Raw genomic sequence first — 26,591 nt, forward strand, 5'->3', positions numbered from 1 at the left:
GTTATAGAGATGGACAAATTCACCGTGGCGGAGAAACTGTGAGCCAGTTTGCAAAATAGAAAGACAAAAAAATGGCCCGCAGCGCAATACTGCGGGCCATTTTGTTTTGGCGCGAACTAGCCGCGGCTGGTTGCGCTCGTGGCGCGTTGGCTGCGTTGCTTGATGATGTAGCCGATGGCCAAAATCGCCACCCAGACCGGGATCAATAGCACCGAGATTTGAATGCCCGGCGTCAGGTACATGATCACCAGGATTGCGGCCATAAACACCAGGCACAGGTAGTTGCTGAACGGATACCAGAAGGCTTTGAACTTCGGCTCAACGCCTTCGCGGTTTTTGGCGGCGCGGAACTTGAGGTGCGCCAGGCTGATCATCGCCCAGTTGATCACCAGTGCCGACACCACCAACGCCATCAGCAGTTCGAAGGCGCGGCCAGGGATCAGGTAGTTAATCAGTACGCAGAACGCCGTGGCGGTGGCGGAGACGGCGATGGCAATCACCGGTACGCCGCGGCCATCGACCTTCAGCAGGCTTTTCGGGCCGTTGCCTTGTTTCGCCAAGCCGTACAGCATGCGGCTGTTGCAGTAAACGCAGCTGTTGTACACCGACAGCGCGGCGGTCAGTACCACCACGTTCAGCACCGTTGCCACCAGATTACTGTTCAGCGCGTGGAAGATCAGCACGAACGGGCTGCCGCCTTCCACCACTTTGCCCCAGGGGTACAGCGACAGCAAAATGGTCAGTGAGCCGATATAAAACAGCAGGATGCGGTAAATCACCTGGTTGGTGGCTTTAGGAATGCTTTTTTGCGGGTTGTCGGCTTCCGCTGCGGTGATGCCCACCAGTTCGAGCCCACCGAACGAGAACATGATCACCGCCATCGCCATCACCAGCCCCATGACGCCGTTGGGGAAGAACCCGCCTTGCGCCCACAGGTTGGTCACGGTGGCTTCCGGGCCGCCCATACCGCTGAACAGCAGGTAGGCACCGAACACGATCATGCCGATAATCGCCACGACTTTGATGATGGCGAACCAGAACTCCATCTCGCCGTAGACCTTCACGTTCGCCAGATTGATGGCGTTGATGGCCAGGAAGAACACTGCCGCCGATACCCAGGTCGGGATTTCCGGCCACCAGTACTGCACATAGATGCCGACCGCGGTCAGTTCCGCCATCGCCACCAGGACGTACAGCACCCAATAGTTCCAGCCGGAAGCAAAGCCGGCGAAATTGCCCCAGTATTTATAGGCGAAGTGGCTGAAAGAACCGGCTACCGGCTCTTCCACCACCATTTCACCCAGTTGGCGCATGATCAGAAATGCGATAAAGCCACCAATGGCATAGCCGAGAATGACCGAAGGGCCGGCCATTTTTATTGTTTGCGCGATCCCGAGAAATAGCCCGGTACCAATAGCGCCCCCTAGAGCAATAAGCTGAATATGGCGGTTTTTCAGGCCGCGTTTCAGCTGGTCGCCATGCTGTTGACCATCCATCAATGAAACCCTCTGTCGTTGCAGAATTACGCACATGCTGTAAAGCAGTGGTTACGATGTGTGTTTTGTTTTATTTACGGCGTTATATCTATTAATTCCACGGAGCCGCTACCGTTTGGCAAAGAATAATGTTATGCGCGTCAGTTTGCACCTGCTTTATAGGGTGAGTGATTAAGATTTCAGCAGTTTAGGAAACAAAATGCGGGTTGTGTGACGGCAGGGGGGATTCAATGCATGAAATAAGCAATAAATCACATAATGCGCAAAAATAATTTAGCGCTGGTCACTTTGCGTTGGCGAAATATTGACCGGTTAAGCGCACCTTATGCGCTGCATATAGCTATTCGTTAAAGTTTAATAAACATGCAATAAAATACAGGCTTGATGCTTCAGTCTGCCTGGCGGGAGGTTTCGTAAAGGTTAAATCAAAAACCTACCTCGTAAATGGTATTACCAAGCGTGCGTTAGCGGTTTGCAGCAGCTCTGGTATTGAGGTGTTAAAATGTGCGGGTAACCTGATTTCGATCAAGGCCCATATGGACAGGAGGTGAATACTTTGTTACTTTACCGTCACGTTTTTGAAATTGGTATTACCAATTGACTCCGCGCCATTCGCAGAGAAGAATTCACCCATGGCCTACAGCAAAATCCGCCAACCCAAGTTGTCAGATGTCATCGAGCAACAGCTTGAACACCTGATCCTCGAGGGAACACTGCGTCCAGGCGAAAAACTGCCACCGGAGCGCGAACTGGCGAAACAATTTGATGTTTCCCGTCCTTCTCTGAGAGAGGCCATCCAGCGCCTGGAAGCTAAAGGGCTGCTCCTGCGCCGTCAGGGCGGTGGCACCTTTGTACAAACTAATCTGTGGCAGAGCTTCAGCGATCCGCTGGCTGAACTGCTGGCCGACCACCCTGAATCACAATTCGATCTGTTGGAAACCCGTCATGCCCTCGAAGGCATTGCTGCCTATTACGCGGCGTTGCGCGGTACCGACGAAGATCTGGCGCGCATCCGCGATTGCCACATTGTGATTCAGCAGGCCCAGGACAGCGGCGATCTCGACGCCGAAGCCGACGCGGTCATGCAATATCAAATCGCCGTGACCGAAGCTGCCCACAACGTTGTGTTACTGCACCTGCTACGCTGCATGGGGCCGATGCTGGAACAGAACGTGCGCCAGAACTTTGAATTGCTCTACTCGCGCCGTGAGATGTTGGCAAAAGTGAGCAGCCACCGCGCCGGAATTTTTGAGGCGATTGTGGCACGCGAGCCGGAAAAGGCCCGTGAAGCCTCGCACCGCCATTTGGCGTTCATCGAGGAAATCTTGCTGGATCTCAGTCGGGAGCATACTCGACGCGAGAGATCGCTGCGGCGTCTCCAGCAACGCAAGGATTAAGAGCGTTCTCTTCAGGGCACACCAGCCTGCGGAGTTTTCGTTCGAAGTGCTTAGTTAAGCATTTAAGCGGCAACCAAACTGATGGGCCTGTCTTCGTGTGTTTTGCCTCAGAACACAGGAAGACAGGCTCCAAAACAAACCATTAGACAGATAAGGAATACCACCATGTCAGAACGTTTAAACAATGACGTGGATCCGATCGAAACCCGCGACTGGCTGCAGGCGATCGAATCGGTCATCCGTGAAGAGGGTGTTGAGCGAGCTCAGTTTCTGATTGATCAGGTATTGGGTGAAGCCCGTAAAGGCGGTGTTAGCGTTGCAGCCGGTGCTGCAGCTCACAACTACGTCAACACCATCGCGGTGGAAGACGAACCTGCTTACCCTGGTAACCTGGATCTTGAGCGTCGTATCCGCAGCGCTATCCGCTGGAACGCGGTAATGACCGTGCTGCGCGCTTCCAAGAAAGATCTGGACCTGGGCGGCCACATGGCTTCCTTCCAATCTTCCGCGACCTTCTATGAAGTCTGCTTTAACCACTTCTTCCGTGCACGCAACGAGCAAGACGGCGGCGATCTGGTTTACTTCCAGGGCCACATCTCTCCGGGCGTTTACGCACGTGCCTTCCTTGAAGGCCGCTTGACCGAAGACCAAATGAACAACTTCCGTCAGGAAGTTCACGGCAAAGGCCTGTCTTCTTACCCGCATCCTAAACTGATGCCGGAATTCTGGCAGTTCCCTACCGTTTCTATGGGCCTGGGCCCAATCAGCGCCATCTACCAGGCGAAGTTCCTGAAATACCTGGAACACCGTGGCCTGAAGAACACCGCTGCTCAAACCGTTTACGCCTTCCTGGGCGACGGTGAGATGGACGAGCCGGAATCCAAGGGCGCGATCACCATCGCTACCCGTGAGAAGCTGGACAACCTGGTATTCGTCATCAACTGTAACCTGCAGCGTCTGGACGGCCCGGTTACCGGTAACGGCAAGATCATCAATGAGCTGGAAGGCATCTTCTCCGGCGCAGGCTGGCAGGTACTGAAAGTGATCTGGGGTGGTCGTTGGGACGAGCTGCTGCGTAAAGACACCAGCGGCAAGCTGATCCAGCTGATGAACGAAACCCTGGACGGCGACTACCAGACCTTCAAATCCAAAGACGGCGCTTACGTGCGTGAGCACTTCTTCGGCCGCTTCCCGGAAACCGCGGCTCTGGTCAAAGACATGACCGACGACGAGATCTGGGCGCTGAACCGTGGTGGTCACGATCCGAAGAAAGTCTTCGCTGCACTGAAAAAAGCGCAGGACACCCAAGGCAAACCAACCGTTATCCTGGCCCATACCATTAAAGGTTACGGCATGGGTGAAACCGCGGAAGGTAAAAACATCGCTCACCAGGTGAAGAAAATGAACATGGAAGGGGTTCACCACTTCCGCGATCGTTTCAACGTGCCGGTTGCCGATGCTGACATCGAAAAACTGCCGTACATCACCTTTGAGAAAGACTCAGAAGAGTACAAATACCTGCACGAACGTCGCCAGGCGCTGAAAGGCTATGTGCCTACCCGTATGCCGAAGTTCACCGAGAAGCTGGAAATGCCGGCTCTGGCAGACTTCAGCTCCTTGCTGGAAGAGCAGAACAAAGAAATCTCTACCACCATCGCCTTTGTGCGTGCCCTGAACGTGATGCTGAAGAACAAGTCGATCAAAGATCGTCTGGTTCCAATCATCGCCGACGAAGCGCGTACCTTCGGTATGGAAGGTCTGTTCCGTCAGATCGGTATCTACAGCCCGAACGGCCAGCAGTACACCCCGCAGGACCGTGAGCAGGTTGCTTACTACAAAGAAGACGAAAAAGGTCAGATCCTGCAGGAAGGCATCAACGAACTGGGCGCAGCATCTTCATGGCTGGCCGCAGCGACTTCCTACAGCACCAACGATCTGCCGATGATTCCGTTCTACATCTACTATTCGATGTTCGGTTTCCAGCGTATCGGTGACCTGTGCTGGGCGGCAGGCGACCAACAGGCACGCGGCTTCCTGATCGGCGGTACTTCAGGCCGTACTACCCTGAACGGCGAAGGTCTGCAGCACGAAGACGGCCACAGCCACATCCAGTCTCTGACTATCCCTAACTGTATCTCTTACGATCCAGCTTATGCATACGAAGTGGCAGTGATCATGCACGACGGTCTGGTTCGCATGTACGGTGACGCGCAAGAAAACGTCTACTACTACATCACTACACTGAACGAAAACTACCATATGCCGGCCATGCCGCAGGGGGCAGAAGAAGGTATCCGTAAAGGTATCTACAAGCTGGACACTCTGGCAGGCAGCAAAGGTAAGGTTCAGTTGCTGGGTTCAGGTTCTATCCTGCGTCACGTGCGTGAAGCGGCGAAGATCCTGGCAGACGATTACGGCGTGGGTTCTGACATCTACAGCGTAACTTCCTTCACTGAACTGGCGCGTGATGGCCAGGACTGCGAACGTTGGAACATGCTGCACCCAACCGAAACTCCACGTGTGCCGTACATCGCTCAGGTGATGAACGATGCGCCGGCGGTTGCGTCTACCGACTACATGAAGCTGTTCGCAGAACAGGTTCGTACTTACGTTCCAGCCAGCGACTATCGCGTACTGGGTACTGACGGCTTCGGTCGTTCAGACAGCCGCGAAAACCTGCGCCACCACTTTGAAGTTGATGCTTCTTACGTTGTGGTTGCTGCACTGGGTGAACTGGCTAAACGCGGTGAAATTGAAGCTTCTGTGGTCGCTGATGCGATTAAGAAATTCGACATCAACCCAGAAAAAGTTAACCCGCGTCTGGCATAAGAGGTACAGAAGAAATGTCTATCGAAATCAAAGTACCGGACATCGGTGCAGACGAAGTGGAAATCACCGAAATTCTGGTGAAAGTGGGCGATAAAGTTGAAGCTGAACAATCGCTGATCACCGTTGAAGGTGATAAAGCTTCCATGGAAGTCCCTTCCCCGCAGGCGGGTGTGGTTAAAGAGATCAAGGTTGCCGTCGGTGATAAAACCGAAACCGGCAAACTGCTGATGATCTTTGAAGCGGAAGGGGCGGCTCAGGCCGCGCCTGCTGCCAAGGCTGAAGAAAAACCGGCTGCAGCACCTGCTGCTCCGGCTGCCGCTGCTGCCAAAGACGTTGCGGTACCGGACATCGGTGCCGACGAAGTGGAAGTGACCGAGATCCTGGTGAAAGTGGGCGACAAGGTGGAAGCCGAGCAGTCCCTGATTACCGTTGAAGGCGACAAAGCTTCGATGGAAGTTCCTGCTCCGTTCGCGGGCACCGTGAAAGAGATCAAAATCGGCACCGGCGACAAAGTCACCACCGGCTCGCTGATCATGGTATTCGAAGTGGCCGGCGCAGCTTCTGCTGCCGCTCCGGCTGCGGCACAAGCACCGGCGGCCCCAGCGGCACCGGCTGCTTCTGCGGCCAAAGACGTTGCAGTACCGGACATCGGTGGCGACGAAGTAGAAGTGACCGAAGTGATGGTGAAAGTGGGCGACAAAGTTGCTGCTGAACAGTCACTGATCACCGTTGAAGGTGACAAGGCTTCTATGGAAGTGCCGGCACCGTTCGCAGGTACCGTGAAAGAAATCAAAATCAGCGCCGGCGACAAAGTGAAAACCGGTTCCCTGATCATGGTGTTCGAAGTTGAAGGTGCTGCACCAGCGGCAGCTCCTGCTCAAAAAGCAGAAGCGGCTCCGGCTCCAACTGCCAGCGCGGCACCGGCCAAACAGGCTGCACCTGCTGCCAAAGGCGAGTTCGCTGAGAATGACGCTTATGTGCATGCAACCCCGGTCATCCGCCGTCTGGCGCGTGAATTCGGCGTAAACCTGGCGAAAGTGAAAGGCACCGGTCGTAAAGGCCGCATCCTGCGCGAAGACGTTCAGACTTACGTGAAAGACGCAGTCAAACGTGCAGAAGCGGCACCAGCTGCTGCCGGCGGTGGTCTGCCAGGCATGCTGCCATGGCCGAAAGTGGACTTCAGCAAGTTCGGTGAGATCGAAGAAGTTGAGCTGGGCCGCATCCAGAAAATCTCGGGTGCCAACCTGAGCCGTAACTGGGTGATGATCCCGCATGTGACTCACTTCGACAAAACTGACATCACCGATCTGGAAGCTTTCCGCAAGCAACAGAACGAAGAAGCTGCCAAACGTAAGCTGGATGTGAAGTTCACCCCTGTGGTGTTCATCATGAAAGCCGTGGCCGCCGCTCTGGAGCAGATGCCACGCTTCAATAGCTCCCTGTCCGAAGATGGCCAGAAGCTGACGCTGAAAAAGTACATCAACGTGGGTGTGGCTGTTGATACACCAAACGGTCTGGTGGTTCCGGTATTCAAAGATGTGAACAAGAAGAGCATCACCGAACTGTCCCGCGAACTGATGGCTATCTCCAAAAAAGCGCGTGACGGTAAACTGACCGCCGGCGAGATGCAGGGTGGCTGTTTCACCATCTCCAGCCTGGGCGGTATCGGGACAACTCACTTCGCGCCGATTGTGAATGCGCCGGAAGTGGCTATTCTGGGTGTCTCCAAGTCTGCTATGGAGCCGGTCTGGAACGGTAAAGAGTTCGTGCCGCGCCTGATGATGCCAATGTCGCTCTCCTTCGACCACCGTGTTATCGATGGTGCAGATGGTGCGCGCTTTATTACCATCATCAATAACATGCTGGCTGATATCCGCCGTATGGTGATGTAATGAAAAAAGGGCGCAGCATGCTGCGCCCTTATCACTTCTGTAGCAGTTTTGTCGGTTTTTGCATGACTCGACAAAATTGTTGAGACACGGGTCACTCGAACACGCTTTGCAGATTATTAACAATTCTGTAAACTGCTCGCGGTGTAAGCGTCCCGGTGGATGAAGGGCGTTATGAGATCGATTAGCAATAAAAATGACGTCTGACCCGCCGGACAATCAATTAAGAGGTCATGATGAGTACTGAAATTAAAACTCAGGTCGTGGTACTTGGGGCGGGCCCGGCAGGTTACTCTGCTGCCTTTCGTTGCGCTGACTTAGGTCTTGAAACCGTTCTGGTTGAACGTTATTCCACGCTGGGCGGGGTTTGCCTGAACGTGGGATGTATCCCTTCCAAAGCACTGCTGCACGTTGCCAAAGTGATCGAAGAAGCCAAAGCGCTGGCCGAGCACGGCATCGTTTTCGGCGAGCCGAAAACTGACATCGACAAAGTGCGCGTCTGGAAAGAAAAAGTCATCAATCAGCTGACCGGCGGTCTGGCTGGCATGGCTAAAGGCCGCAAAGTGAAAGTGGTTAATGGCCTGGGCAAGTTCACCGGCGCTAACACCCTGGTTGTTGAAGGCGAAAATGGTCCAACCACCATCAACTTCGACAATGCCATCATCGCTGCAGGTTCTCGTCCGATCCAACTGCCATTCATTCCTCATGAAGATCCACGCGTGTGGGACTCTACCGATGCACTGGAACTGAAAACTGTCCCAGAGCGTCTGCTGGTTATGGGCGGCGGCATCATCGGCCTGGAAATGGGCACCGTATACCATGCGCTGGGTTCACAGATCGACGTAGTCGAAATGTTTGACCAGGTGATCCCGGCGGCTGACAAAGACGTGGTGAAAGTCTTCACCAAGCGCATCAGCAAGCAGTTCAACCTGATGCTGGAAACCAAAGTGACCGCGGTAGAAGCCAAAGAAGACGGCATCTACGTCACAATGGAAGGCAAAAAAGCGCCGGCAGAACCACAGCGTTATGACGCGGTGCTGGTGGCTATCGGCCGCGTACCGAACGGTAAGCTGCTGGAAGCAGGTAAAGCCGGCGTGGAAGTTGACGAGCGTGGTTTCATCAACGTCGACAAACAGCTGCGTACCAACGTGCCGCACATCTTCGCTATCGGCGACATCGTCGGTCAACCGATGCTGGCGCACAAAGGCGTGCATGAAGGCCACGTCGCCGCTGAAGTGATCGCCGGCATGAAGCACTACTTCGACCCGAAAGTGATCCCATCGATCGCTTACACCGAGCCGGAAGTTGCCTGGGTGGGTCTGACCGAGAAAGAAGCGAAAGAAAAAGGCATCAGCTACGAAACTTCCACCTTCCCGTGGGCAGCTTCTGGCCGTGCTATCGCTTCCGATTGTGCAGACGGCATGACCAAACTGATCTTCGACAAAGAAACTCACCGTATCATCGGTGGCGCGATTGTCGGCACCAACGGCGGCGAGCTGCTGGGTGAGATCGGTCTGGCTATCGAGATGGGTTGCGACGCAGAAGATATCGCGCTGACTATCCATGCTCACCCAACCCTGCACGAATCCGTAGGCTTGGCAGCAGAGATCTTCGAAGGCAGCATCACCGATCTGCCTAACCCGAAAGCCAAGAAGAAGTAATTCTGCTGGTTTGAAGGTGAATAAGCGGCTCCTGAAAAGGGGCCGTTTTTTTTGCGGCATCCAGGTAAAAGGCCGCTCAGTGAGCGGCCAGTAGCTTACTTGTTCTGGAATATCACGTTCAACGTGAGGCTGTTGCCGTTAACCGACCAACCGCCTTTGCTCACGGCAAACGCCGATCCCAGTACAATGAGCAGGATAAACAAAGAACTCCCTTTCATTGCGCGATCCTTGTGGAACCACGACCACCGCGACTTCACCGGAAAAATCCCGGCGGAACAAGCGCTTTGTGGCGCCTGTATCGCAGTAGTTGCAGCACTGTTCTCAAGCCCGATGACCGACTGCTAAACCGGCAGAACAGACCCGCTTAAATAGTACGTTGAAATGAATTTCCGGACATTCTTTTTGTTGATTTTTTAATCATTGTTGCGCACAATGTCCCTGCTTTGTGGCGCTTGTATCGTTCTTTAACGATGTAAGAAATCCGTGAGGTGCCTGCTAACACCGAACGGAACAACAGAACCGCCTTAACGGCGGTTTTTTTGTGCCTGCTGCTCCCAATTTTTGCTATTCGCAATCAATAGCCATTGTAAGTAAGTGGGTATTGTGTTGTGCTCATCAGGCTGTTTTGTGTTGTGAACGGAACCTTCCTGCAGCCCCGTCGGGCCTATGCCGCAGCCGATTACACTGCACTCAACGATTCAGCAAAGATTTAATGTTGCTTTTATGTGAACGAATTAACAACCAATTCAAATCCTGATATGCTGGCTGAGCGGAACCGGGCACTGTAACTTACAGTCCAGGATATCGACAGCAGTGCCCCGTCAGGATCAATGGCATCAATACCGTGCGCTAAACCCGGTTTGAATAGAGAACGCCAGGCACAATAAATGACAATGAGAGCGAGGAGAATGTCGTGCTAGAAGAATACCGTAAGCACGTAGCCGAGCGTGCTGCAGAGGGCATCGTCCCTAAGCCGTTAGACGCCACCCAAATGGCAGCGCTGGTTGAATCATTAAAAAATCCGCCAAAAGGCGAAGAAGAATTCCTGTTAGACCTGCTGATTAACCGTGTGCCACCGGGCGTCGACGAAGCCGCCTATGTAAAAGCAGGTTTCCTGGCAGCCATCGCCAAAGGCGAAGCGACCTCCCCCCTGATTACCCCCGAGAAAGCCGTAGAACTGTTAGGCACCATGCAAGGTGGCTATAACATTCATCCGCTGATCGACGCGCTGGATAACGAAAAGTTGGCTGCAATTGCCGCCAAAGCGCTGTCTCATACGCTGCTGATGTTTGACAACTTCTACGACGTGGAAGAGAAAGCCAAAGCGGGTAACCCGCACGCCAAACAGATTATGCAGTCCTGGGCGGATGCCGAATGGTATCTGTCACGTCCGCAATTGGCGGAAAAGATCACCGTTACCGTATTCAAAGTCACCGGTGAAACCAACACCGATGACCTGTCGCCGGCGCCGGATGCCTGGTCACGCCCGGATATCCCGCTGCACGCCCTGGCGATGCTGAAAAACGAACGTGAAGGCATTGTGCCGGATCAACCGGGCAGCGTTGGCCCGATCAAGCAAATCGAACTGCTGAACAAGAAAGGTTTCCCGCTGGCCTACGTCGGTGACGTAGTCGGTACCGGTTCTTCCCGTAAGTCCGCCACCAACTCGGTGCTGTGGTTTATGGGCGACGACATCCCCTACGTGCCTAACAAGCGCGGCGGCGGTGTGGTGCTGGGCGGTAAAATCGCGCCAATCTTCTTCAACACCATGGAAGATGCCGGTGCATTGCCGATTGAAGTGGACGTCAATGACCTGAACATGGGCGACGTGATCGACATTTACCCGTACAAGGGTGAAGTGCGCAACCACGAAACCGGTGAACTGATTGCCAACTTCGAACTGAAAACTGACGTGCTGCTCGACGAAGTGCGTGCCGGTGGCCGTATCCCGTTGATCATCGGCCGTGGCTTGACCACCAAAGCGCGTGAAGCGCTGGGCTTGCCGCACAGCGACGTGTTCCGCATTGCCAAAGAAGTGGCTGCCAGCAGCAAAGGCTTCTCACTGGCGCAGAAAATGGTTGGCCGCGCCTGTGGCGTTGCCGGCGTGCGTCCGGGAGAATACTGCGAGCCGAAAATGACTTCTGTCGGCTCACAGGACACCACCGGCCCGATGACCCGCGACGAGCTGAAAGATCTGGCTTGCCTGGGCTTCTCCGCCGATCTGGTGATGCAGTCGTTCTGTCACACCGCCGCCTACCCGAAACCGGTTGACGTGACCACTCACCACACGTTGCCGGACTTCATCATGAACCGTGGCGGCGTGTCGCTGCGTCCGGGCGATGGCGTTATCCACTCCTGGCTGAACCGCATGCTGCTGCCGGATACCGTTGGCACCGGCGGTGACTCCCACACCCGTTTCCCGATCGGCATTTCCTTCCCGGCGGGTTCTGGCCTGGTTGCTTTTGCCGCCGCGACCGGCGTGATGCCGCTGGATATGCCTGAGTCTGTCCTGGTGCGCTTCAAAGGCAAGATGCAGCCTGGCATTACCCTGCGTGACCTGGTGCATGCCATCCCTTACTACGCGATCCAGCAAGGCCTGTTGACCGTAGAGAAGAAGGGCAAGAAGAACATCTTCTCCGGCCGTATTCTGGAAATCGAAGGTCTGCCGGAACTGAAGGTTGAGCAGGCATTCGAACTGACTGACGCCTCGGCCGAGCGTTCCGCTGCCGGTTGTACCATCAAGCTGGATAAGGCGCCGATCGAAGAGTATCTGAACTCCAACATCGTGCTGCTGAAGTGGATGATCTCCGAAGGTTACGGCGACCGTCGTACTTTGGAACGCCGTATCCAGGGCATGCAAAAATGGCTGGCGGATCCGCAACTGCTGGAAGGCGATGCGGATGCGGAATACGCCGCGGTGATCGACATCGATCTGGCGGAGATCACTCAGCCAATCCTGTGCGCACCAAACGATCCGGATGATGCACGCCTGCTGTCTGATGTGGCTAACAGCAAGATTGATGAAGTGTTCATCGGTTCTTGCATGACCAACATCGGCCACTTCCGTGCTGCCGGCAAGCTGTTGGATCAGCACAAAGGCCAACTGCCTACCCGTCTGTGGGTTGCTCCGCCAACCAAGATGGACGCGGCGCAATTGACTGAAGAAGGCTACTACAGCGTATTCGGCAAGAGCGGTGCACGCATCGAGATCCCGGGCTGCTCTCTGTGTATGGGTAACCAGGCGCGTGTGGCCGACGGTGCGACGGTGGTTTCCACCTCAACCCGTAACTTCCCGAACCGTTTGGGTACCGGCGCCAACGTTTATCTGGCTTCCGCAGAGCTGGCGGCAGTGTCTTCGCTGCTGGGCCGTCTGCCAACGCCGGACGAATACCAGACGTACATGGCGCAGGTTGATAAGTCAGCGGCGGATACTTACCGCTATCTGAACTTTGACCAACTGGGTCAGTACACCGAAAAAGCCGACGGCGTGATCTTCCAAACCGCTGTTTAAGTCGCTATATTGCGCAACTGTTTAACGGGAGGCCTTGGCCTCCCGTTTTATTTTTCTCAGTTGCCAACTTTGCGAGCGCTCACTGAGTTAGTCATGAATTAATGTTTACACTAAGAGAAAGGGCTCAGGAGGGCGTGCTATGGATTACGAATTTCTGCGTGACGTTACCGGACAGGTAATCGTCAGATTTTCGATGGGGCATGAGGTAATTGGCCACTGGATCAACGAAGAAATCAAAGGCGATTTTAACCTGTTGGATCGGATCGAAGCCGGTGCGGCAGAAGTGAAAGGCAGTGAGCGTCAATGGCAGTTGGAAGGCCGTGAATACACGCTGTTGATGGACGGTGAAGAAGTGATGATCCGCGCCAATCTGCTGGAGTTTGAAGGCGACGAAATGGAAGAGGGGATGAATTATTATGACGAAGAAAGCCTCTCATTCTGCGGCGTCGAAGACTTTTTACAGGTATTGAAAGCCTACCGTTCTTTTATGCTGAAATACTGAATGTAAGGGCGCGGCACATGGCCGCGCCCGATACACATTACAGATGCGGAATATTGCGGCCGTAATAGATTTCCTGCATCTCTTTCCACAGCAGATCGGTAATCTCTTTACGTTCGGCTTCGCTCAGCGCGTCCGGTTTGGCGTTAAACAGGTAGTGCTTCAGATCGAAATCCTTCAGCAACATCTTGGTATGGAAGATGTTCTCCTGATAAACATTCACATCCATCATGTGGTACAGCGCCTTCATATCGTCAGACATAAAGTTCTGGATCGAGTTGATCTCATGATCGATGTAATGCTTCACGCCGTTCACGTCGCGGGTAAAGCCGCGCACGCGGTAATCCATGGTAACGATGTCAGATTCCAACTGGTGTATCAGGTAATTCAGCGCTTTAAGCGGTGAAATCACGCCGCAGGTCGACACTTCGATGTCGGCGCGGAAGGTACACAGACCGCCTTCCGGATGGCTCTCCGGATAGGTGTGAACGCAGATGTGGCTCTTGTCCAGGTGCGCAACCACCGCCTTTGACAGTGGGCCCGGGTGTTCTGAGGTATCGACATCGTCCGGATCGACCGGCTCTTCGCTGACCAGAATGGTGACGCTGGCGCCCTGAGGCTCGTAGTCCTGACGTGCGATATTCAGAATATTGGCACCAATGATCGAGCAGGTCTCGCTCAAGATCTCGGTCAGGCGATTGGCGTTGTATTGCTCGTCAATGTAGGCGATATAGCCGGCGCGGTCATCCGCGGTTTTGGCGTAACAAATATCGTAAATACAAAAACTCAGGCTTTTGGTCAGGTTGTTGAAGCCGTGCAGTTTTAGCTTATGCAATTTGGTTCACCTCCTTTATCTTCTCGCTTAACGTGAAACGTTCAGTGCGTCGAGCAAATACTGCGGCAGTGCAAAGCTGCCCGCGTGAATTGCCGGGTTATAATAACGACAGTTTAAGCCGCTTTGATGAAAGCGTTGTTGCAGCGTCGGCACGTCGAGCTGACGCAGAGCCGGATTTTGGCTTGCCCAGGCGAAGGTCATAATGCCGCCGTAATAGGTCGGTATCGCCGCCTGGTAGAAACTGACGTCTTTGAAGTACTGGCTCAGCTTGATGTGGCTGTTGACCGCTTCGTCTTGCTGCAGGAAACACACGCCGTTCTGTGCAACAAAAATGCCGCCCTCGTTCAGGCAGCGTGCGCAGCCTTCGTAAAACGCCGAGGTGAACAGGCTTTCGCCGGGGCCGATAGGATCGGTACAGTCGGAGATAATCACATCGAATTTTTCATCGGTCTGATTAACAAAGTTGACGCCGTCGTCGATCACCAGCTTAAAGCGTGGATCGTCGTAGGCACCGGCATTGTGATTGGGCAGATATTGGCGGCAGAATTCCACCACACCGGCGTCAATCTCGACCATGGTGATCTGTTCTACGCCCTTATGACGGCTGACTTCGCGTAGCATAGCGCCGTCGCCACCGCCGATAATCAGCACTTTCTTTGCCTGGCCGTGAGCCAGCAGCGGTACGTGGGTCATCATTTCGTGATAGATGAATTCATCGCGCTCGGTGGTTTGCACCACGCCGTCGAGCGCCATAACGCGCCCCAGAACCGGGTTTTCAAAAATCACCAAATCCTGATGTTCGGTCTTCTCACGATACAGCACGTTCTCTACCGAGAAGTACTGGCCGAAGTTGGCATGCAGTGTTTCATACCAAATTTCTTTCTGGGTCATGTGCGGGAACTCCGTAATAACAGCCATGAAAAATTGGCGCAACATCATAGCTAACTCTGCCTGGTGATGCACGGCTGAATTTCAAGCAGAGGTAGCGCAAGGCAGGGGAATTAGTTGGCGTAGGCCAGCAGGCTTAGCGAGTCGCGTGCCAGAGATTTGCATTTGTTCGGGGTAGGGATGGCAATACCACTGAGATCGCGATAGCTGTCTTCACCCAGCGCCTTCATATTAAAACTATTATAGTTGGTCAGATCCCAACGGTTTTGCTGAGCGAAATAAACGATGGCACGCTTGATTTGCGCATTGGGCAAGTCGTTGTAGCCGCAATCGTTTTTCAAATAAATAAACACCGCCGTCAGATCGGCCAGATCTTCCGCTTCAGACTCATTCAGCGCCAAACTGGCGTTGGAGAACCCCAGCATGGTGAGCAACAGCACCAGTAACCTTGTTTTTTTCATCATGAAAATAGACCTGTTTGTTGTCTACAGACGTTATCACACTTGCCTGTAAAGGCACCAAATTTTATTACTCGCAGGTAACATAACCGGCAGCAAAGGCTTGACCTTCCGCTAAGGGGAGGGTTTAGGCTGACGGGCATAATGAGTTAGATCACTGAGAAAAGGGAGTCAGCGATGTTACGCCGTGATTTTATCAAATTGACCGCTGCGCTGGGCGCGGCAAGCGCTTTACCGTTGTGGAGCCGGGGGGCGTGGGCGGCCGAGTTGCCGGCGTTGCCCATCCCGCCATTGCTGACGCCGGACGCGCAAGGGAACATCGCTCTGGCGCTGCAAACCGGTGAGGTTAACTGGCTGCCGGGCAAGGCAACCCAAACCTGGGGCGTTAATGGCGCGTTGCTGGGGCCGGCAGTGCGGCTGCAGCGCGGAAAACCGGTAACGGTCGATATTCGCAATGCGTTGCCGGAGGCCAGCACCGTTCACTGGCACGGTCTGGAAATTCCCGGTGACGTGGATGGCGGCCCACAGGCGTTGATTCAGCCTGGTGCGACGCGCAGAGTGCAGTTCACTATCGAACAGCCCGCGGCTACCTGTTGGTTCCATCCGCATACCCACGGCAAAACCGGCCACCAGGTGATGAAAGGGTTGGCCGGACTGGTGCTGCTGGAAGACGATGAAAGCAGCAGGCTACCGCTGCCGAAAACCTGGGGACAGGATGATATTCCGGTGATCTTGCAGGACAAACGGTTGGGTAAAGACGCGCAGATTGAATATCAACTGGACGTAATGAGCGCGGCGGTAGGCTGGTTCGGCGACCGCATGTTCACCAACGGTGCTCAGTATCCACGGCACGTAGCGCCGCGCGGCTGGTTGCGTCTGCGCTTCCTCAACGGCTGTAATGCGCGCTCGCTGAACCTGGCTGTCAGCGATAACCGCCCATTCTACGTAATCGCCAGCGACGGTGGTTTTCTGGCCGAGCCGGTCAAGTTGACCGAATTGCCGATGCTGATGGGCGAACGCTTTGAAGTGCTGGTGGATGCCTCCGACGGCAAGGCGTTCGACATCGTCACGTTGCCGGTAAAACAGATGGGCATGACGCTGGCGCCGTTCGACCAGCCGCTGCCGGTGTTGCATATTCAGCCTTCGCTGGCGCAGGGCATCAAGACGATGCCGGACAGCCTGGTAAAACTGCCTGCGCTGCCCCCGGTAGCCGGCATTCAGGAGCGTTGGCTGCAACTGATGATGAATCCGCAGTTAGATAAGCTGGGCATGCAGGCGCTGATGGATCGCTACGGCCACCAGGCGATGGCAGGCATGAGCATGGATCACGGTGACATGGGCAAAGGCGGTGATGGCGATATGTCCGGCATGCAAGGTATGGATCATGGCAGTATGAAAGGCATGGACCACGGCAGCATGAAAGGGATGGATCATAGCAATATGAAGGGCATGGATCACGGCGCGAAGCCGTTCGATTTCAGCCATGGCAATATGATCAACGGCAAGGCTTTTGACATGACCAAGCCGATGTTTGAAGCCAAGCGTGGCAAGTACGAGAAATGGACCCTTTCCGGCGAAGGCGACATGATGCTGCACCCGTTCCATATTCACGGTACCCAATTCCGTATTCTGACGGAAAACGGCAAACCGCCGGCGGCCCACCGCAGCGGCTGGAAGGACACGGTGCGCGTAGAAGGCTGGCGCAGTGAAGTGTTGGTGCGCTTCGATCATCTTGCCAACAGCGATCACGCCTATATGGCCCACTGTCACCTGCTGGAACATGAGGATACCGGCATGATGATGGGCTTTACGGTAGCCGACTGATCGCGCCCGTATCGAACAAGTGGCGGCGCGCTCGCGTCGCCACCGGCTTCAGGCTATGCTAAACTCTGCGCCCTTCTTCCGGCAATTGACCTTAAAACCTATGAAACACACTGTAGACGTAATGATTTCCGAGCAGGAAGTTAAGACCCGTATCGCTGAACTTGGCCGCCAGATCACCGAACATTACCGCGACAGCGGCAGTGATATGGTACTGGTAGGGCTGCTGCGCGGCTCCTTCATGTTCATGGCCGATCTGTGCCGCACGATTGAAGTGCCGCATGAAGTCGACTTTATGACGGCTTCCAGCTACGGCAGCGGCATGTCCACCACCCGTGACGTGAAAATCCTCAAGGATTTGGATGAAGACATCCGTGGCAAAGACGTGCTGATCGTGGAAGACATCATCGATTCCGGTAACACGCTGAATAAAGTGCGCGAAATTTTGGCGCTGCGCGGGCCGAAATCTTTGGCGATTTGCACCCTGTTGGACAAGCCTGAACGCCGTGAAGTGGAAGTGCCGGTTGAGTACGTGGGTTTCTCAATCCCGGACGAATTCGTGGTGGGCTATGGTATTGACTACGCTCAGCGTTATCGCCATCTGCCGTACGTCGGTAAAGTGGTCTTGCTGGACGAGTAATAGGCTGTGGGCGCGGCATGCCGCGCCCGTGGCAGGTTAAATACCCTTATCCTGCTGCAGCGTGGCCATGGCCTTGCGATAGCCCATTTCAAGGCTTTCCCGGCTGGTCGCGGCCACTTCCAGATCGCGCAGGCGGCCGTCCTGGATCCCGTACACCCAACCGTGAATCATCACTTTCTGGCCACGTTTCCATGCTGACTGCATGATAGTGGAATGGCCCAGGTTGTAGACCTGCTCAATAACGTTGATTTCGCACAGCACGTCGAGACGTTGTTCCGGTTCCAGTTCACCCAGCAGTGAGCTGTGTTTGTACCACAGGTCGCGAATGTGCAGCAGCCAGTTGTTGATCAGCCCCAACTCCGGGTTCTCGACTGCCGCTTCCACACCGCCGCAGCCCAGGTGGCCGCAGATAATAATATGCTCGACTTCCAGCACGTCGACGGCGTACTGCACCACCGACAGGCAGTTTAAATCGGTGTGGATCACCAGGTTTGCCACGTTACGGTGGACAAAGAGTTCACCCGGCTCCAGCCCGGTCAGTCTTTCCGCCGGTACGCGGCTGTCAGAACAACCTATCCATAAAAAACGGGGCTTTTGCGCCTGTGCTAAACGTTCAAAAAAATCCGGATCTTCCTTGCTGATGTTAGCTGACCAGGTATGGTTATTGGCGATAAGCTTTTCGATTTCTTTCATGGAGGTTATTGGCCTGTAACGGACAGATTGCGTTGGGGTAATATAGGACAAGCGTCACAATTTGGAAATCGGAACAGTGGCGCCAGGCGATATTCAGCCACTTTTTATCCAGTATGGCGGGAAGGAACCTGAATTTACCGCACGGATTTGCCTCAGTGAAAACGCTGCTGATGATAAGATCACTTTCATTACAAAAATGCAGCAGCATACTCATCGTCACAAGGTACCTTTTAACTTATGAATTATGCACTGGAATTAGCGCAGCTAACCAAGACTTACGCCGGCGGCGTCAAGGCTTTGCGCGGGATCGATCTGAATGTCGAAGCGGGGGATTTCTATGCCCTGCTGGGGCCGAACGGCGCCGGTAAATCCACGACCATCGGCATCATCAGTTCGCTGGTGAACAAAACCTCCGGCAGCGTGCGGGTGTTCGGCTACGACATCGATAAAGACATCGTCAACGCCAAGCGTCAGCTCGGGCTGGTGCCGCAGGAATTCAACTTTAACCCGTTCGAAACCGTGATGCAGATTGTGGTCAATCAGGCGGGCTACTATGGCGTAACCCGCCGTGAAGCCCTGGCGCGCGCCGAAAAATACCTGACTCAGTTGGATCTGTGGGGCAAGCGCGATGAACGCGCCCGCATGTTATCCGGCGGGATGAAGCGCCGCCTGATGATCGCCCGCGCATTGATGCATCAGCCAAAATTGCTGATCCTCGATGAACCGACCGCCGGGGTGGATATCGAGCTGCGTCGCTCGATGTGGGGCTTCCTGAAAGAGCTCAACGCTCAGGGCACCACCATTATCCTTACCACCCACTATCTGGAAGAAGCGGAAATGCTGTGCCGCAATATCGGCATTATCCAGAACGGTGAGCTGGTGGAAAACACCTCGATGAAAGGTCTGTTGGCCAAGCTGAAGTCCGAAACCTTTATTCTCGATCTGGCGGCGAAAAGTCCATTGCCGAAGCTGGACGGTTACCGCCACCGCCTGACGGACACTTCAACGCTGGAAGTAGAAGTAATGCGCGAGCAGGGCCTGAATGGCCTGTTTACCCAGCTCAGCACCCAGGGCGTTCAGGTACTGAGCATGCGTAACAAGGCCAATCGGCTGGAAGAGCTGTTTGTCACCCTGGTTAACGGTAATGGAGAAAAAGCATGACGCGTTTGTATTGGGTGGCCTTGCAGAGCATCTGGGCTAAAGAGATCAACCGCTTTGCTCGCATCTGGATCCAGACCCTGGTGCCGCCGGTGATCACCATGACGCTGTATTTCATCATCTTCGGCAACCTGATTGGTTCACGCATCGGTGAGATGCACGGTTTTGATTACATGCAGTTTATCGTCCCCGGCCTGATCATGATGGCGGTGATCACCAACTCGTACGCCAACGTAGCCTCGTCGTTCTTCAGCGCCAAATTCCAGCGCAACATCGAAGAGCTCCTGGTCGCACCGGTGCCGACGCACGTGGTGATTGCCGGTTATGTCGGCGGTGGCGTGGCGCGCGGGATCTGTGTTGGCGTGCTGGTGACCGTGATTTCGCTGTTCTTCGTGCCGCTGCAGGTGCATGCCTGGTGGGTGATTGTCGTCACGCTGCTGCTGACGGCGATTTTGTTCTCGCTGGCGGGCCTGCTCAATGCGGTATTCGCTACGACCTTTGACGATATCAGCCTGATCCCGACCTTTGTGCTGACGCCGCTGACCTATCTGGGCGGGGTCTTCTACTCACTGACGTTGCTGCCGCCGTTCTGGCAGGCGGTGTCCAAGCTGAACCCCATCGTCTACATGATCAGCGGTTTCCGCTATGGCTTCCTGGGCATCAGCGACGTGCCGTTGGCACTCACCATGGCGGTACTGGTGGCGTTTATCGCGGTGTTCTATCTGCTGGTCTGGTTCCTGATTGAACGCGGCCGCGGTCTGCGTACCTGATCCAATCGCGTCTCCGGGCAAGCGTTCGGGGACGCGTTTATCACCCAGCGGCAGGCAGCCTGTAAATCAATAAAATCGCTCAAAGAACCCCTTTCTCCCCGCTGTTCAAATCGTGCTATGCTGGCGCTCCACATTTTCTCCATTTTGTTATATGCCCCATGAATTTCAAGTTGCGGCTTGAAAGGCGACGGGTATTACGCACTCGTAAGCAGAACATAACCATGCGGTCCACACACAAGATAGCGGCTGGGTTACTCGGCATCCTGTTGTCCTTTGCCTCCCCGGCGGGTCTGGCAAATTTGCTGTCGGAAGACAGCGCGGTTAAATCCGAATATATGGAAGCGCAGCGCGACAGCGAGGTTTATTCGCTGATTGGCGAGCATGTCATTCCGGTCGGCGAAGTGAAGCAGGGGCAGTTGATTCAGGTGTTCCCGGCGGATGCCGAATATTACGAGTTCAAATTCGGCCACGGTACGGGGTTTATCGATAAAGACGATGTGCGTGACCTTAAAAAATCACGCAAGGTGAAGGACGACCTTGGTGAGCTGAATAAGCCGTTGACCAATCAGAATCTGATCACGCAAAAAGCGACCAACGTCTATACCGATGCGGATAACACCAGCGATGTGTTTGGCGTGCTGGAAGAGAACCTGCGCTACCCGATCATCGGTAAGCTGAAAGATCGGCTCAACAACACCTGGTATGAGATCAACATTGGCGATCGTCTGGGTTATGTCAGCGAGCTGGACTGCGAGATCGACGCCGGTATTCCGGTGTTGACCTATCACCATCTGCTGAAAAACGAAGAGAACAAACGCTTCCGTCATACTTCGACCACCACCTCCGATGTGGCGTTCAGTAACCAGATGACCTACCTGAAGCAGGCGGGCTACGACACGATTTCCCTGTATCAGTTGGAAGCTTATCTGAATAATCAGATCAATCTGCCGGGCAAGGCGGTGGTGCTGACGTTTGATGACGGGCTGAAATCGGTTTATCGCTACGCTTATCCGGTATTGAAGAATTACGGCTTCCGCGCCACGGCGTTTATTATTTCCTCACGCATCAAGCGCCATCCGCAAAAATGGAATCCAGACTCGCTGCAGTTTATGAGCATTTCCGAACTGAAGCAGATCCAGGACGTGTTCGACGTACAGTCGCATACGCATTTCCTGCATCGCACCGACGGTAACCGTCAGCCGATCCTGCTGAGCCGCTCGTTGCACAATATTGAATTCGATTTTGAGCACTCGCGCCGCGCACTGTCGCAGTTTAATCCGCATGTGCTGTATGTGTCCTATCCGTTTGGCGGCTATAACCAGCGGGCGATACAGGCGGCGAAAAACGCCGGTTTCCATATGGCGGTGACCACGGTGCAGGGCAAAGTGAAGCCGGGGGATAGCCCTTATACGCTGAAGCGGTTGTACATTCTGCGCACCGACTCGATTCAGACCATGGCGGACAGGATCGCCAACAAGCTGGGAACGCTGGTAGTGCAGTAACCGGGAAGGAACGGGCGCCGACAGCGCCCGTTGTGACTTTTAGGCGACCTGAACCGGCACGGCTTTCGCCTTGCGCTGCAGATTATTGTCACCTTCGAAGTAGGCCACTTTCGGGTGGTGTTGGCGGGCATCGGCATCGCTCATCTGCACATAAGAACAGATGATCAGTTTGTCGCCCACGCAGGCGCAGCGTGCTGCCGCACCGTTGACCGAAATAATGCGCGAACCGCGCTCGGCGGCGATGGCATAGGTCGAAAAACGCTGACCGTTATCAACGTTATAAATATCGATAGCTTCATATTCCAGAATGCCTGCGGCCTCCAGAAAGTCCTGATCGATGGCGCAGGAGCCTTCATAGTGCAAGTCGGCCTGAGTCACTTTCACCCGATGCAGCTTGCCTTGCAGCATAGTACGTATCATAACTTTACCTAACTGAGTATCAGCCTATACCCGTCATACTTGAAGCTGCATCTGTGTTGGCTGCACCCGATCACCCCTGTCACATAGTTATCTATGCTCCCGGGGACTTACGGGCTTGCCGCCTTGATGCAACTTCAATTATTTAGGGTATATAGAGGCGATGGGGTTAAACATCCATACCGTGATATATCGTCACCGATAAGCCTGCCATTGTCTACTGTCAGGCAGGGCGTAATGGTGACGATTGCACAAAAAATAGCTTACAGCGTCAGATCAACCTGTTGGTTGTCAATCAAGCGCGCCTTGCCCAGCCAGGCGGCCATTAACACCACGGCACGTTGGCTTTCAACACCCAGCGGTTGCAGGCTGTCGGCGTCACGGATAAACAGCTCGTCTGGGGTGAACCCGGCGTTGCGCAGGTGCCCTGCGGTTTGCTCCAGCAGCTCGTCGATGTGGCGTTCACCGTTGCTGAGCTGTTCGGCCAGCGCATTCATGATTTTGCTGAGCTGCGGGGCGATTTTCCGCTCTTCGGCGGTCAGGTAGCCGTTGCGCGAACTGAGCGCCAGGCCATCTTTAGCACGCACGGTCGGTACGCCGACGATGTCGATGTCGTAGCCCATGTCCGCCACCATTTTGCGGATCAGTGCCAACTGCTGATAATCCTTCTCGCCAAAACAGGCCAGATCCGGTTGCACCAGATTGAACAGCTTGCTGACGATAGTGGCGACGCCACGGAAATGGCCCGGACGGCTGGCGCCCTCCAGTATGGAGGAAATGCCCGGCACGTCGACATAGGTTTGCTGTTCCAGCCCCTGCGGGTAGACATCGGCCGGCGCCGGTGCGAACACCAGTTCTACGCCGCGACGGGTCAGCTTTTCGCTGTCCTCCTGCAGGGTACGTGGGTAACGCGCCAAATCGTCAGGGCGTTCGAACTGCATCGGGTTGACGAAAATACTGACCACCACGACATCGGCGCGCGCGCGGGCTTCATCGACCAGCGTCATATGACCTTCGTGCAGGTTGCCCATGGTCGGCACCAGCGCGATGCGTTTACCCTCTTGACGCCAGCGGCGGATCTGCTGACGCAACAGCGGCAGGGTTTCGATAATTACCATTCCATAACTCCTAACGCAGTCACTTTAGTTGAATGAGTGCTCTTCAGCGGGGTAAATTCCTTGCTCCACATCCTGAATATAGTGTTGCACCGCCGAGCGGATATCGCCGCTTTGCGCCAGGAAGTTTTTAGCGAATTTAGGCGTATGGCCGCCGGTGATGCCAAACGCGTCGTGCATCACCAGAATTTGGCCATCGGTGGCGTTACCGGCGCCAATGCCGATCACCGGAATGGTCAGTTCTTCGGTGATTTTGCGCGCCAATTCGGTTGGCACACATTCCAGCACCAGCAGTTGGATACCGGCCAGCTCCAGATTTTTGGCGTCTTCCAGCAGTTGCTTGGCGGCAAGTTCGTCACGGCCCTGCACTTTATAACCGCCAAACACGTTAACGGATTGCGGCGTCAGGCCGAGGTGGCCGCAGACCGGCACCGCGCGTTCGGTCAGCATTTTCACCGTTTCGCACAGCCAACTGCCGCCTTCCAGCTTCACCATGTTAGCGCCGGCCTGCATCAGCTCGGCGGCATTGGCACAGGCCGATTGTGGCGTGGCGTAACTCATAAAAGGCATATCGGCCAGCAACAGACAGGCTGGCGCGCCACGGCGAACGGCGCGGGTATGGTAGGCAACGTCGGCGACGGTGACCGGCAGCGTGGAGTCGTGGCCCTGCAGCGTCATCCCCAGCGAGTCACCTACCAGCAGTACTTTCACGCCTTGCTCTTCAAACAGTTTGGCAAAGCTGGCATCGTAGGCGGTGAGGGAAGCGAACTTGCGTTGTTCCTGCTTCCACTGGCGCAAATGGGTCACGGTGGTGGGTTTCATCACTACGTCTCCTGAATAGAGCCGCGCGGCGTACGCAGGGCCCTGGCTGCAAAAAAGTGCTGTCATTCTACTGTAACCCTAACGGGGTGGGTAGCGCAGATCATCATGCTTAAGAGGTTCTTAAGAACCTTGTGGTGTAATGGGCGGCAATGGTTAAAAAAGGACGCACATGCGAATTTTGCTGATAGAAGATGACAAGTTAATCGGTGACGGTATCAAGGCCGGCTTAACCAAACTCGGCTTTAATCTGGACTGGTTTACCGATGGGCTGGTCGGTAAAAATGCGTTGGAAAGCGCGCCCTACGACGCAGTGATCCTTGATCTCAGTCTGCCGGGCCTCGACGGGTTGGATCTGCTGCGCCAATGGCGGCAGGCTGGCCATGACGTGCCGGTGCTGATCCTGACCGCGCGTGACGCGTTGGAACAGCGCGTCAGCGGCCTGCAGAGCGGTGCCGACGATTACCTGTGCAAGCCCTTTGTCCTGGCGGAAGTTGCGGCTCGCCTGCAGGCGTTGATCCGCCGCCGCCACGGCCAACTGATGCCACAGCTGGTGCATGGCAATGTGGTGTTTGATGCCGCCACCCGCAGCGTGAGCTGCAATGGTGAGCCGGTCACCCTGACGCCGCGTGAGTTGGCGGTGCTGGAACTGTTCCTGCACAACAAAGGGCGGGTGCTGGCGCGGCCACTGATCCAGGAAAAGCTGTACAACTGGGACGATGAGGTCAGCAGCAACGCGGTAGAAGTGCATATTCACCACCTGCGCCGCAAGCTGGGCAACGGGTTTATCCGCACCATTCACGGCGTGGGCTATACGTTGGGGGATGTCCCGTGAAACATCTCAGTCTGCGGCTGCGCCTGATCCTGATCTTCAGCCTGCTGGCGCTGCTGACCTGGTGCTCCGCCAGTTTGGTGGCGTGGATGATGACGCGCAACAACATCAACGAAGTGTTTGATACTCAGCAGATGCTGTTCGCCAAACGGCTGGCAACCGCCAATCTGGGCGATCTGCTGGCCGACGAAAACGTACGCAGCCTGCCGAAAACCAAAAAGCTGGTGCATCACGGCAAGCGCGGTGAACAGGACGACGACGCACTGGCGTTCGCCATCTTCGACCGCCGCGGCAAGATGTTGCTCAACGATGGCGAGAACGGCGCGGATTTCCGTTTTGACGGTGAGCGTGAAGGTTTTACCGATGGCGAACGCAAAGGCGATGACGACAGTTGGCGGCTGCTGTGGCTGACCAGCCCGGACGGCCGTTATCGCATCGTCGTGGGGCAGGAGTGGGATTATCGCCGGGATATGGCGCTGGGCATGGTGACCGGGCAACTGGTGCCGTGGCTGGTGACGTTGCCGATCCTGATGCTGCTGATTGCCTTGATGGTCGGGCGTGAGCTGCGGCCACTGCGCACGGTTGCCACCGGGCTGCGCAAACGCGCTCCGGACGACGCCACGCCACTGGACGCACGGCAGGTACCGACTGAAGTGCGACCGCTGGTGGATGCGCTTAACGCACTGTTTGCCCGTATTAATGCGCTATTGGTGCGTGAGCGGCGCTTCACCTCTGACGCCGCCCATGAACTGCGCAGTCCGCTGGCGGCGCTGCGGGTGCAGACGGAAGTGGTGCAACTGGCCGGTGACGACGAACAGATGCGCGAACATGCGCTGGAAAACCTGACGGTGAGTATCGATCGGGCGACCCGATTGGTGGATCAACTGCTGACGTTGTCGCGGTTGGATTCGTTGTCGGACCTGGCCGAGCTGGAAGCGATCGACTGGGGGCAACTGGTGCCGATGACCCTGGCGGAACAGGATCGCCATGCCCATGCCGCCGGCATCACGCTGCGCTATGAACAGCAGGGCATGCCACCGCCGTTGCAGGGGCAAGCGCTGTTGCTGTCGCTGCTGGTTCGCAATCTGGTGGATAACGCCGTGCGTTACACGCCTGCGGGAGGCACCGTGACAGTGAGGCTGACAGAGCGGTTGCTGAGGGTCGAGGATGATGGCCCGGGCGTTACCGAAGAGCATCTGGCACGGCTGGGGGAGCGTTTTTATCGTCCACCGGGACAGGAACAGACCGGCAGCGGGTTGGGATTATCCATTGTACAGCGTATCGCTGGCCTGCACGGTTTACGCGTCAGCTTCGCCAATCGGCCGGAAGGGGGATTTGTCGCTCAGGTGTTGTTGTAAGGG

General features: G+C 55.2%; 22 protein-coding genes. 13 read left to right on the forward strand and 9 right to left on the reverse strand.

What is annotated here, in order from left to right:
• Positions 1-116: 116 nt before the first annotated feature.
• The gene (locus ACGS9J_RS21840; RefSeq protein WP_442232846.1) at positions 117-1,496 is read right to left on the reverse strand and encodes an amino acid permease; all 1,380 of its coding nucleotides are present in this window, start codon (positions 1,494-1,496) and stop codon (positions 117-119) included.
• A gap of 632 nt (positions 1,497-2,128) precedes the next feature.
• On the opposite strand from ACGS9J_RS21840, the gene pdhR reads away from it, so the two are divergent.
• From pdhR to lpdA, 4 genes are all read left to right on the forward strand, one after another.
• Entirely contained in the window at positions 2,129-2,893 is a 765-nt protein-coding gene (pdhR, locus tag ACGS9J_RS21845) for a pyruvate dehydrogenase complex transcriptional repressor PdhR (RefSeq protein WP_037416788.1), read from the forward strand.
• 165 nt (positions 2,894-3,058) lie between these two features.
• Entirely contained in the window at positions 3,059-5,722 is a 2,664-nt protein-coding gene (gene aceE, locus ACGS9J_RS21850; RefSeq protein ID WP_442232847.1) for a pyruvate dehydrogenase (acetyl-transferring), homodimeric type, read from the forward strand.
• Positions 5,723-5,736: 14 nt separating this feature from the next.
• On the forward strand, positions 5,737-7,614 hold the full coding sequence (gene aceF, locus ACGS9J_RS21855) for a pyruvate dehydrogenase complex dihydrolipoyllysine-residue acetyltransferase (protein WP_442232848.1): 1,878 nt from the start codon (positions 5,737-5,739) through the stop codon (positions 7,612-7,614).
• Between the two features lie 233 nt (positions 7,615-7,847).
• The gene (lpdA, locus tag ACGS9J_RS21860; RefSeq protein ID WP_020828582.1) at positions 7,848-9,272 is read left to right on the forward strand and encodes a dihydrolipoyl dehydrogenase; all 1,425 of its coding nucleotides are present in this window, start codon (positions 7,848-7,850) and stop codon (positions 9,270-9,272) included.
• A 95-nt stretch (positions 9,273-9,367) separates the two neighbouring features.
• On the opposite strand, the gene ACGS9J_RS21865 is transcribed toward lpdA, so the two are convergent.
• Positions 9,368-9,490 (reverse strand): hypothetical protein, encoded by a 123-nt coding sequence (locus ACGS9J_RS21865; protein ID WP_442232849.1) that lies wholly within the window; start codon positions 9,488-9,490, stop codon positions 9,368-9,370.
• 695 nt (positions 9,491-10,185) lie between these two features.
• On the opposite strand from ACGS9J_RS21865, the gene acnB reads away from it, so the two are divergent.
• A complete protein-coding gene (acnB, locus tag ACGS9J_RS21870) occupies positions 10,186-12,783 on the forward strand; it encodes a bifunctional aconitate hydratase 2/2-methylisocitrate dehydratase (protein WP_442232850.1) in 2,598 nt (865 codons plus the stop codon).
• 139 nt (positions 12,784-12,922) lie between these two features.
• Positions 12,923-13,285, forward strand: a complete 363-nt coding sequence (gene yacL / locus ACGS9J_RS21875; protein ID WP_442232851.1) for a protein YacL — start codon at positions 12,923-12,925, stop codon at positions 13,283-13,285.
• Between the two features lie 37 nt (positions 13,286-13,322).
• On the opposite strand, the gene speD is transcribed toward yacL, so the two are convergent.
• The 3 genes from speD to ACGS9J_RS21890 form a co-directional block, all read right to left on the reverse strand.
• Positions 13,323-14,117: an adenosylmethionine decarboxylase gene (gene speD, locus ACGS9J_RS21880; protein ID WP_442232852.1), complete on the reverse strand. Its 795-nt coding sequence runs from the start codon at positions 14,115-14,117 to the stop codon at positions 13,323-13,325.
• Between the two features lie 27 nt (positions 14,118-14,144).
• Complete coding sequence (gene speE, locus ACGS9J_RS21885) at positions 14,145-15,008, reverse strand: polyamine aminopropyltransferase (RefSeq protein ID WP_442232853.1); 864 nt, start codon at positions 15,006-15,008, stop codon at positions 14,145-14,147.
• 110 nt (positions 15,009-15,118) lie between these two features.
• Positions 15,119-15,466: a YacC family pilotin-like protein gene (locus tag ACGS9J_RS21890; RefSeq protein ID WP_442232892.1), complete on the reverse strand. Its 348-nt coding sequence runs from the start codon at positions 15,464-15,466 to the stop codon at positions 15,119-15,121.
• 174 nt (positions 15,467-15,640) lie between these two features.
• Here ACGS9J_RS21890 and cueO point away from each other — a divergent pair, with 174 nt between their 5' ends.
• Positions 15,641-17,287 (forward strand): multicopper oxidase CueO, encoded by a 1,647-nt coding sequence (gene cueO, locus ACGS9J_RS21895; RefSeq protein ID WP_442232854.1) that lies wholly within the window; start codon positions 15,641-15,643, stop codon positions 17,285-17,287.
• Positions 17,288-17,387: 100 nt separating this feature from the next.
• Positions 17,388-17,924 carry a hypoxanthine phosphoribosyltransferase gene (gene hpt, locus ACGS9J_RS21900; RefSeq protein ID WP_071827054.1) on the forward strand — a complete coding sequence of 179 codons (537 nt, stop codon included), beginning with the start codon at positions 17,388-17,390 and terminating at the stop codon, positions 17,922-17,924.
• Between the two features lie 36 nt (positions 17,925-17,960).
• On the opposite strand, the gene can is transcribed toward hpt, so the two are convergent.
• Positions 17,961-18,617, reverse strand: a complete 657-nt coding sequence (gene can / locus ACGS9J_RS21905; protein ID WP_061807929.1) for a carbonate dehydratase — start codon at positions 18,615-18,617, stop codon at positions 17,961-17,963.
• A gap of 237 nt (positions 18,618-18,854) precedes the next feature.
• Between can and ACGS9J_RS21910 the strand changes: the two genes are divergently transcribed.
• The 3 genes from ACGS9J_RS21910 to ACGS9J_RS21920 all read left to right on the forward strand — a co-directional run bounded on the left by ACGS9J_RS21910 (position 18,855) and on the right by ACGS9J_RS21920 (position 22,047).
• The gene (locus ACGS9J_RS21910; RefSeq protein ID WP_442232855.1) at positions 18,855-19,778 is read left to right on the forward strand and encodes an ABC transporter ATP-binding protein; all 924 of its coding nucleotides are present in this window, start codon (positions 18,855-18,857) and stop codon (positions 19,776-19,778) included.
• Entirely contained in the window at positions 19,775-20,545 is a 771-nt protein-coding gene (locus ACGS9J_RS21915) for an ABC transporter permease (RefSeq protein ID WP_442232856.1), read from the forward strand. The genes ACGS9J_RS21910 and ACGS9J_RS21915 overlap by 4 nt, the downstream gene beginning before the upstream one ends.
• Before the next feature lie 221 nt (positions 20,546-20,766).
• The gene (locus tag ACGS9J_RS21920) at positions 20,767-22,047 is read left to right on the forward strand and encodes a polysaccharide deacetylase family protein (RefSeq protein ID WP_442232857.1); all 1,281 of its coding nucleotides are present in this window, start codon (positions 20,767-20,769) and stop codon (positions 22,045-22,047) included.
• A gap of 39 nt (positions 22,048-22,086) precedes the next feature.
• Here ACGS9J_RS21920 and panD read toward each other — a convergent pair whose 3' ends face one another.
• The 3 genes from panD to panB all read right to left on the reverse strand — a co-directional run bounded on the left by panD (position 22,087) and on the right by panB (position 24,401).
• Positions 22,087-22,467, reverse strand: coding sequence for an aspartate 1-decarboxylase (gene panD, locus ACGS9J_RS21925; RefSeq protein WP_037416822.1), 381 nt, complete (start codon positions 22,465-22,467; stop codon positions 22,087-22,089).
• Between the two features lie 260 nt (positions 22,468-22,727).
• Positions 22,728-23,582, reverse strand: a complete 855-nt coding sequence (gene panC / locus ACGS9J_RS21930; protein WP_442232858.1) for a pantoate--beta-alanine ligase — start codon at positions 23,580-23,582, stop codon at positions 22,728-22,730.
• Positions 23,583-23,606: 24 nt separating this feature from the next.
• Positions 23,607-24,401 carry a 3-methyl-2-oxobutanoate hydroxymethyltransferase gene (gene panB, locus ACGS9J_RS21935; protein WP_442232859.1) on the reverse strand — a complete coding sequence of 265 codons (795 nt, stop codon included), beginning with the start codon at positions 24,399-24,401 and terminating at the stop codon, positions 23,607-23,609.
• Positions 24,402-24,570: 169 nt separating this feature from the next.
• Here panB and qseB point away from each other — a divergent pair, with 169 nt between their 5' ends.
• Positions 24,571-25,233 (forward strand): quorum sensing response regulator transcription factor QseB, encoded by a 663-nt coding sequence (gene qseB, locus ACGS9J_RS21940; RefSeq protein ID WP_442232860.1) that lies wholly within the window; start codon positions 24,571-24,573, stop codon positions 25,231-25,233.
• A complete protein-coding gene (gene qseC / locus ACGS9J_RS21945; protein ID WP_442232861.1) occupies positions 25,230-26,588 on the forward strand; it encodes a quorum sensing histidine kinase QseC in 1,359 nt (452 codons plus the stop codon). Before qseB ends, qseC begins: the two co-directional genes overlap by 4 nt.
• Positions 26,589-26,591 lie beyond the last annotated feature (3 nt).

The sequence above is a fragment of the Serratia quinivorans genome (genome assembly GCF_052113645.1).
Taxonomy (GTDB): Bacteria; Pseudomonadota; Gammaproteobacteria; order Enterobacterales; family Enterobacteriaceae; genus Serratia; species Serratia quinivorans_B.

Excerpts from the sequence above, each read along its gene's own strand:
- ACGS9J_RS21840 (WP_442232846.1), bottom strand. The coding sequence starts at position 1,496 with ATGGATGGTCAACAGCATGGCGACCAGCTGAAACGCGGCCTGAAAAAC.
- pdhR (WP_037416788.1), top strand. The coding sequence starts at position 2,129 with ATGGCCTACAGCAAAATCCGCCAACCCAAGTTGTCAGATGTCATCGAG.
- aceE (WP_442232847.1), top strand. The coding sequence starts at position 3,059 with ATGTCAGAACGTTTAAACAATGACGTGGATCCGATCGAAACCCGCGAC.
- aceF (WP_442232848.1), top strand. The coding sequence starts at position 5,737 with ATGTCTATCGAAATCAAAGTACCGGACATCGGTGCAGACGAAGTGGAA.
- lpdA (WP_020828582.1), top strand. The coding sequence starts at position 7,848 with ATGAGTACTGAAATTAAAACTCAGGTCGTGGTACTTGGGGCGGGCCCG.
- ACGS9J_RS21865 (WP_442232849.1), bottom strand. The coding sequence starts at position 9,490 with ATGAAAGGGAGTTCTTTGTTTATCCTGCTCATTGTACTGGGATCGGCG.
- yacL (WP_442232851.1), top strand. The coding sequence starts at position 12,923 with ATGGATTACGAATTTCTGCGTGACGTTACCGGACAGGTAATCGTCAGA.
- speE (WP_442232853.1), bottom strand. The coding sequence starts at position 15,008 with ATGACCCAGAAAGAAATTTGGTATGAAACACTGCATGCCAACTTCGGC.
- ACGS9J_RS21890 (WP_442232892.1), bottom strand. The coding sequence starts at position 15,466 with ATGAAAAAAACAAGGTTACTGGTGCTGTTGCTCACCATGCTGGGGTTC.
- cueO (WP_442232854.1), top strand. The coding sequence starts at position 15,641 with ATGTTACGCCGTGATTTTATCAAATTGACCGCTGCGCTGGGCGCGGCA.
- hpt (WP_071827054.1), top strand. The coding sequence starts at position 17,388 with ATGAAACACACTGTAGACGTAATGATTTCCGAGCAGGAAGTTAAGACC.
- can (WP_061807929.1), bottom strand. The coding sequence starts at position 18,617 with ATGAAAGAAATCGAAAAGCTTATCGCCAATAACCATACCTGGTCAGCT.
- ACGS9J_RS21910 (WP_442232855.1), top strand. The coding sequence starts at position 18,855 with ATGAATTATGCACTGGAATTAGCGCAGCTAACCAAGACTTACGCCGGC.
- ACGS9J_RS21915 (WP_442232856.1), top strand. The coding sequence starts at position 19,775 with ATGACGCGTTTGTATTGGGTGGCCTTGCAGAGCATCTGGGCTAAAGAG.
- ACGS9J_RS21920 (WP_442232857.1), top strand. The coding sequence starts at position 20,767 with ATGCGGTCCACACACAAGATAGCGGCTGGGTTACTCGGCATCCTGTTG.
- panD (WP_037416822.1), bottom strand. The coding sequence starts at position 22,467 with ATGATACGTACTATGCTGCAAGGCAAGCTGCATCGGGTGAAAGTGACT.
- panC (WP_442232858.1), bottom strand. The coding sequence starts at position 23,582 with ATGGTAATTATCGAAACCCTGCCGCTGTTGCGTCAGCAGATCCGCCGC.
- panB (WP_442232859.1), bottom strand. The coding sequence starts at position 24,401 with ATGAAACCCACCACCGTGACCCATTTGCGCCAGTGGAAGCAGGAACAA.
- qseB (WP_442232860.1), top strand. The coding sequence starts at position 24,571 with ATGCGAATTTTGCTGATAGAAGATGACAAGTTAATCGGTGACGGTATC.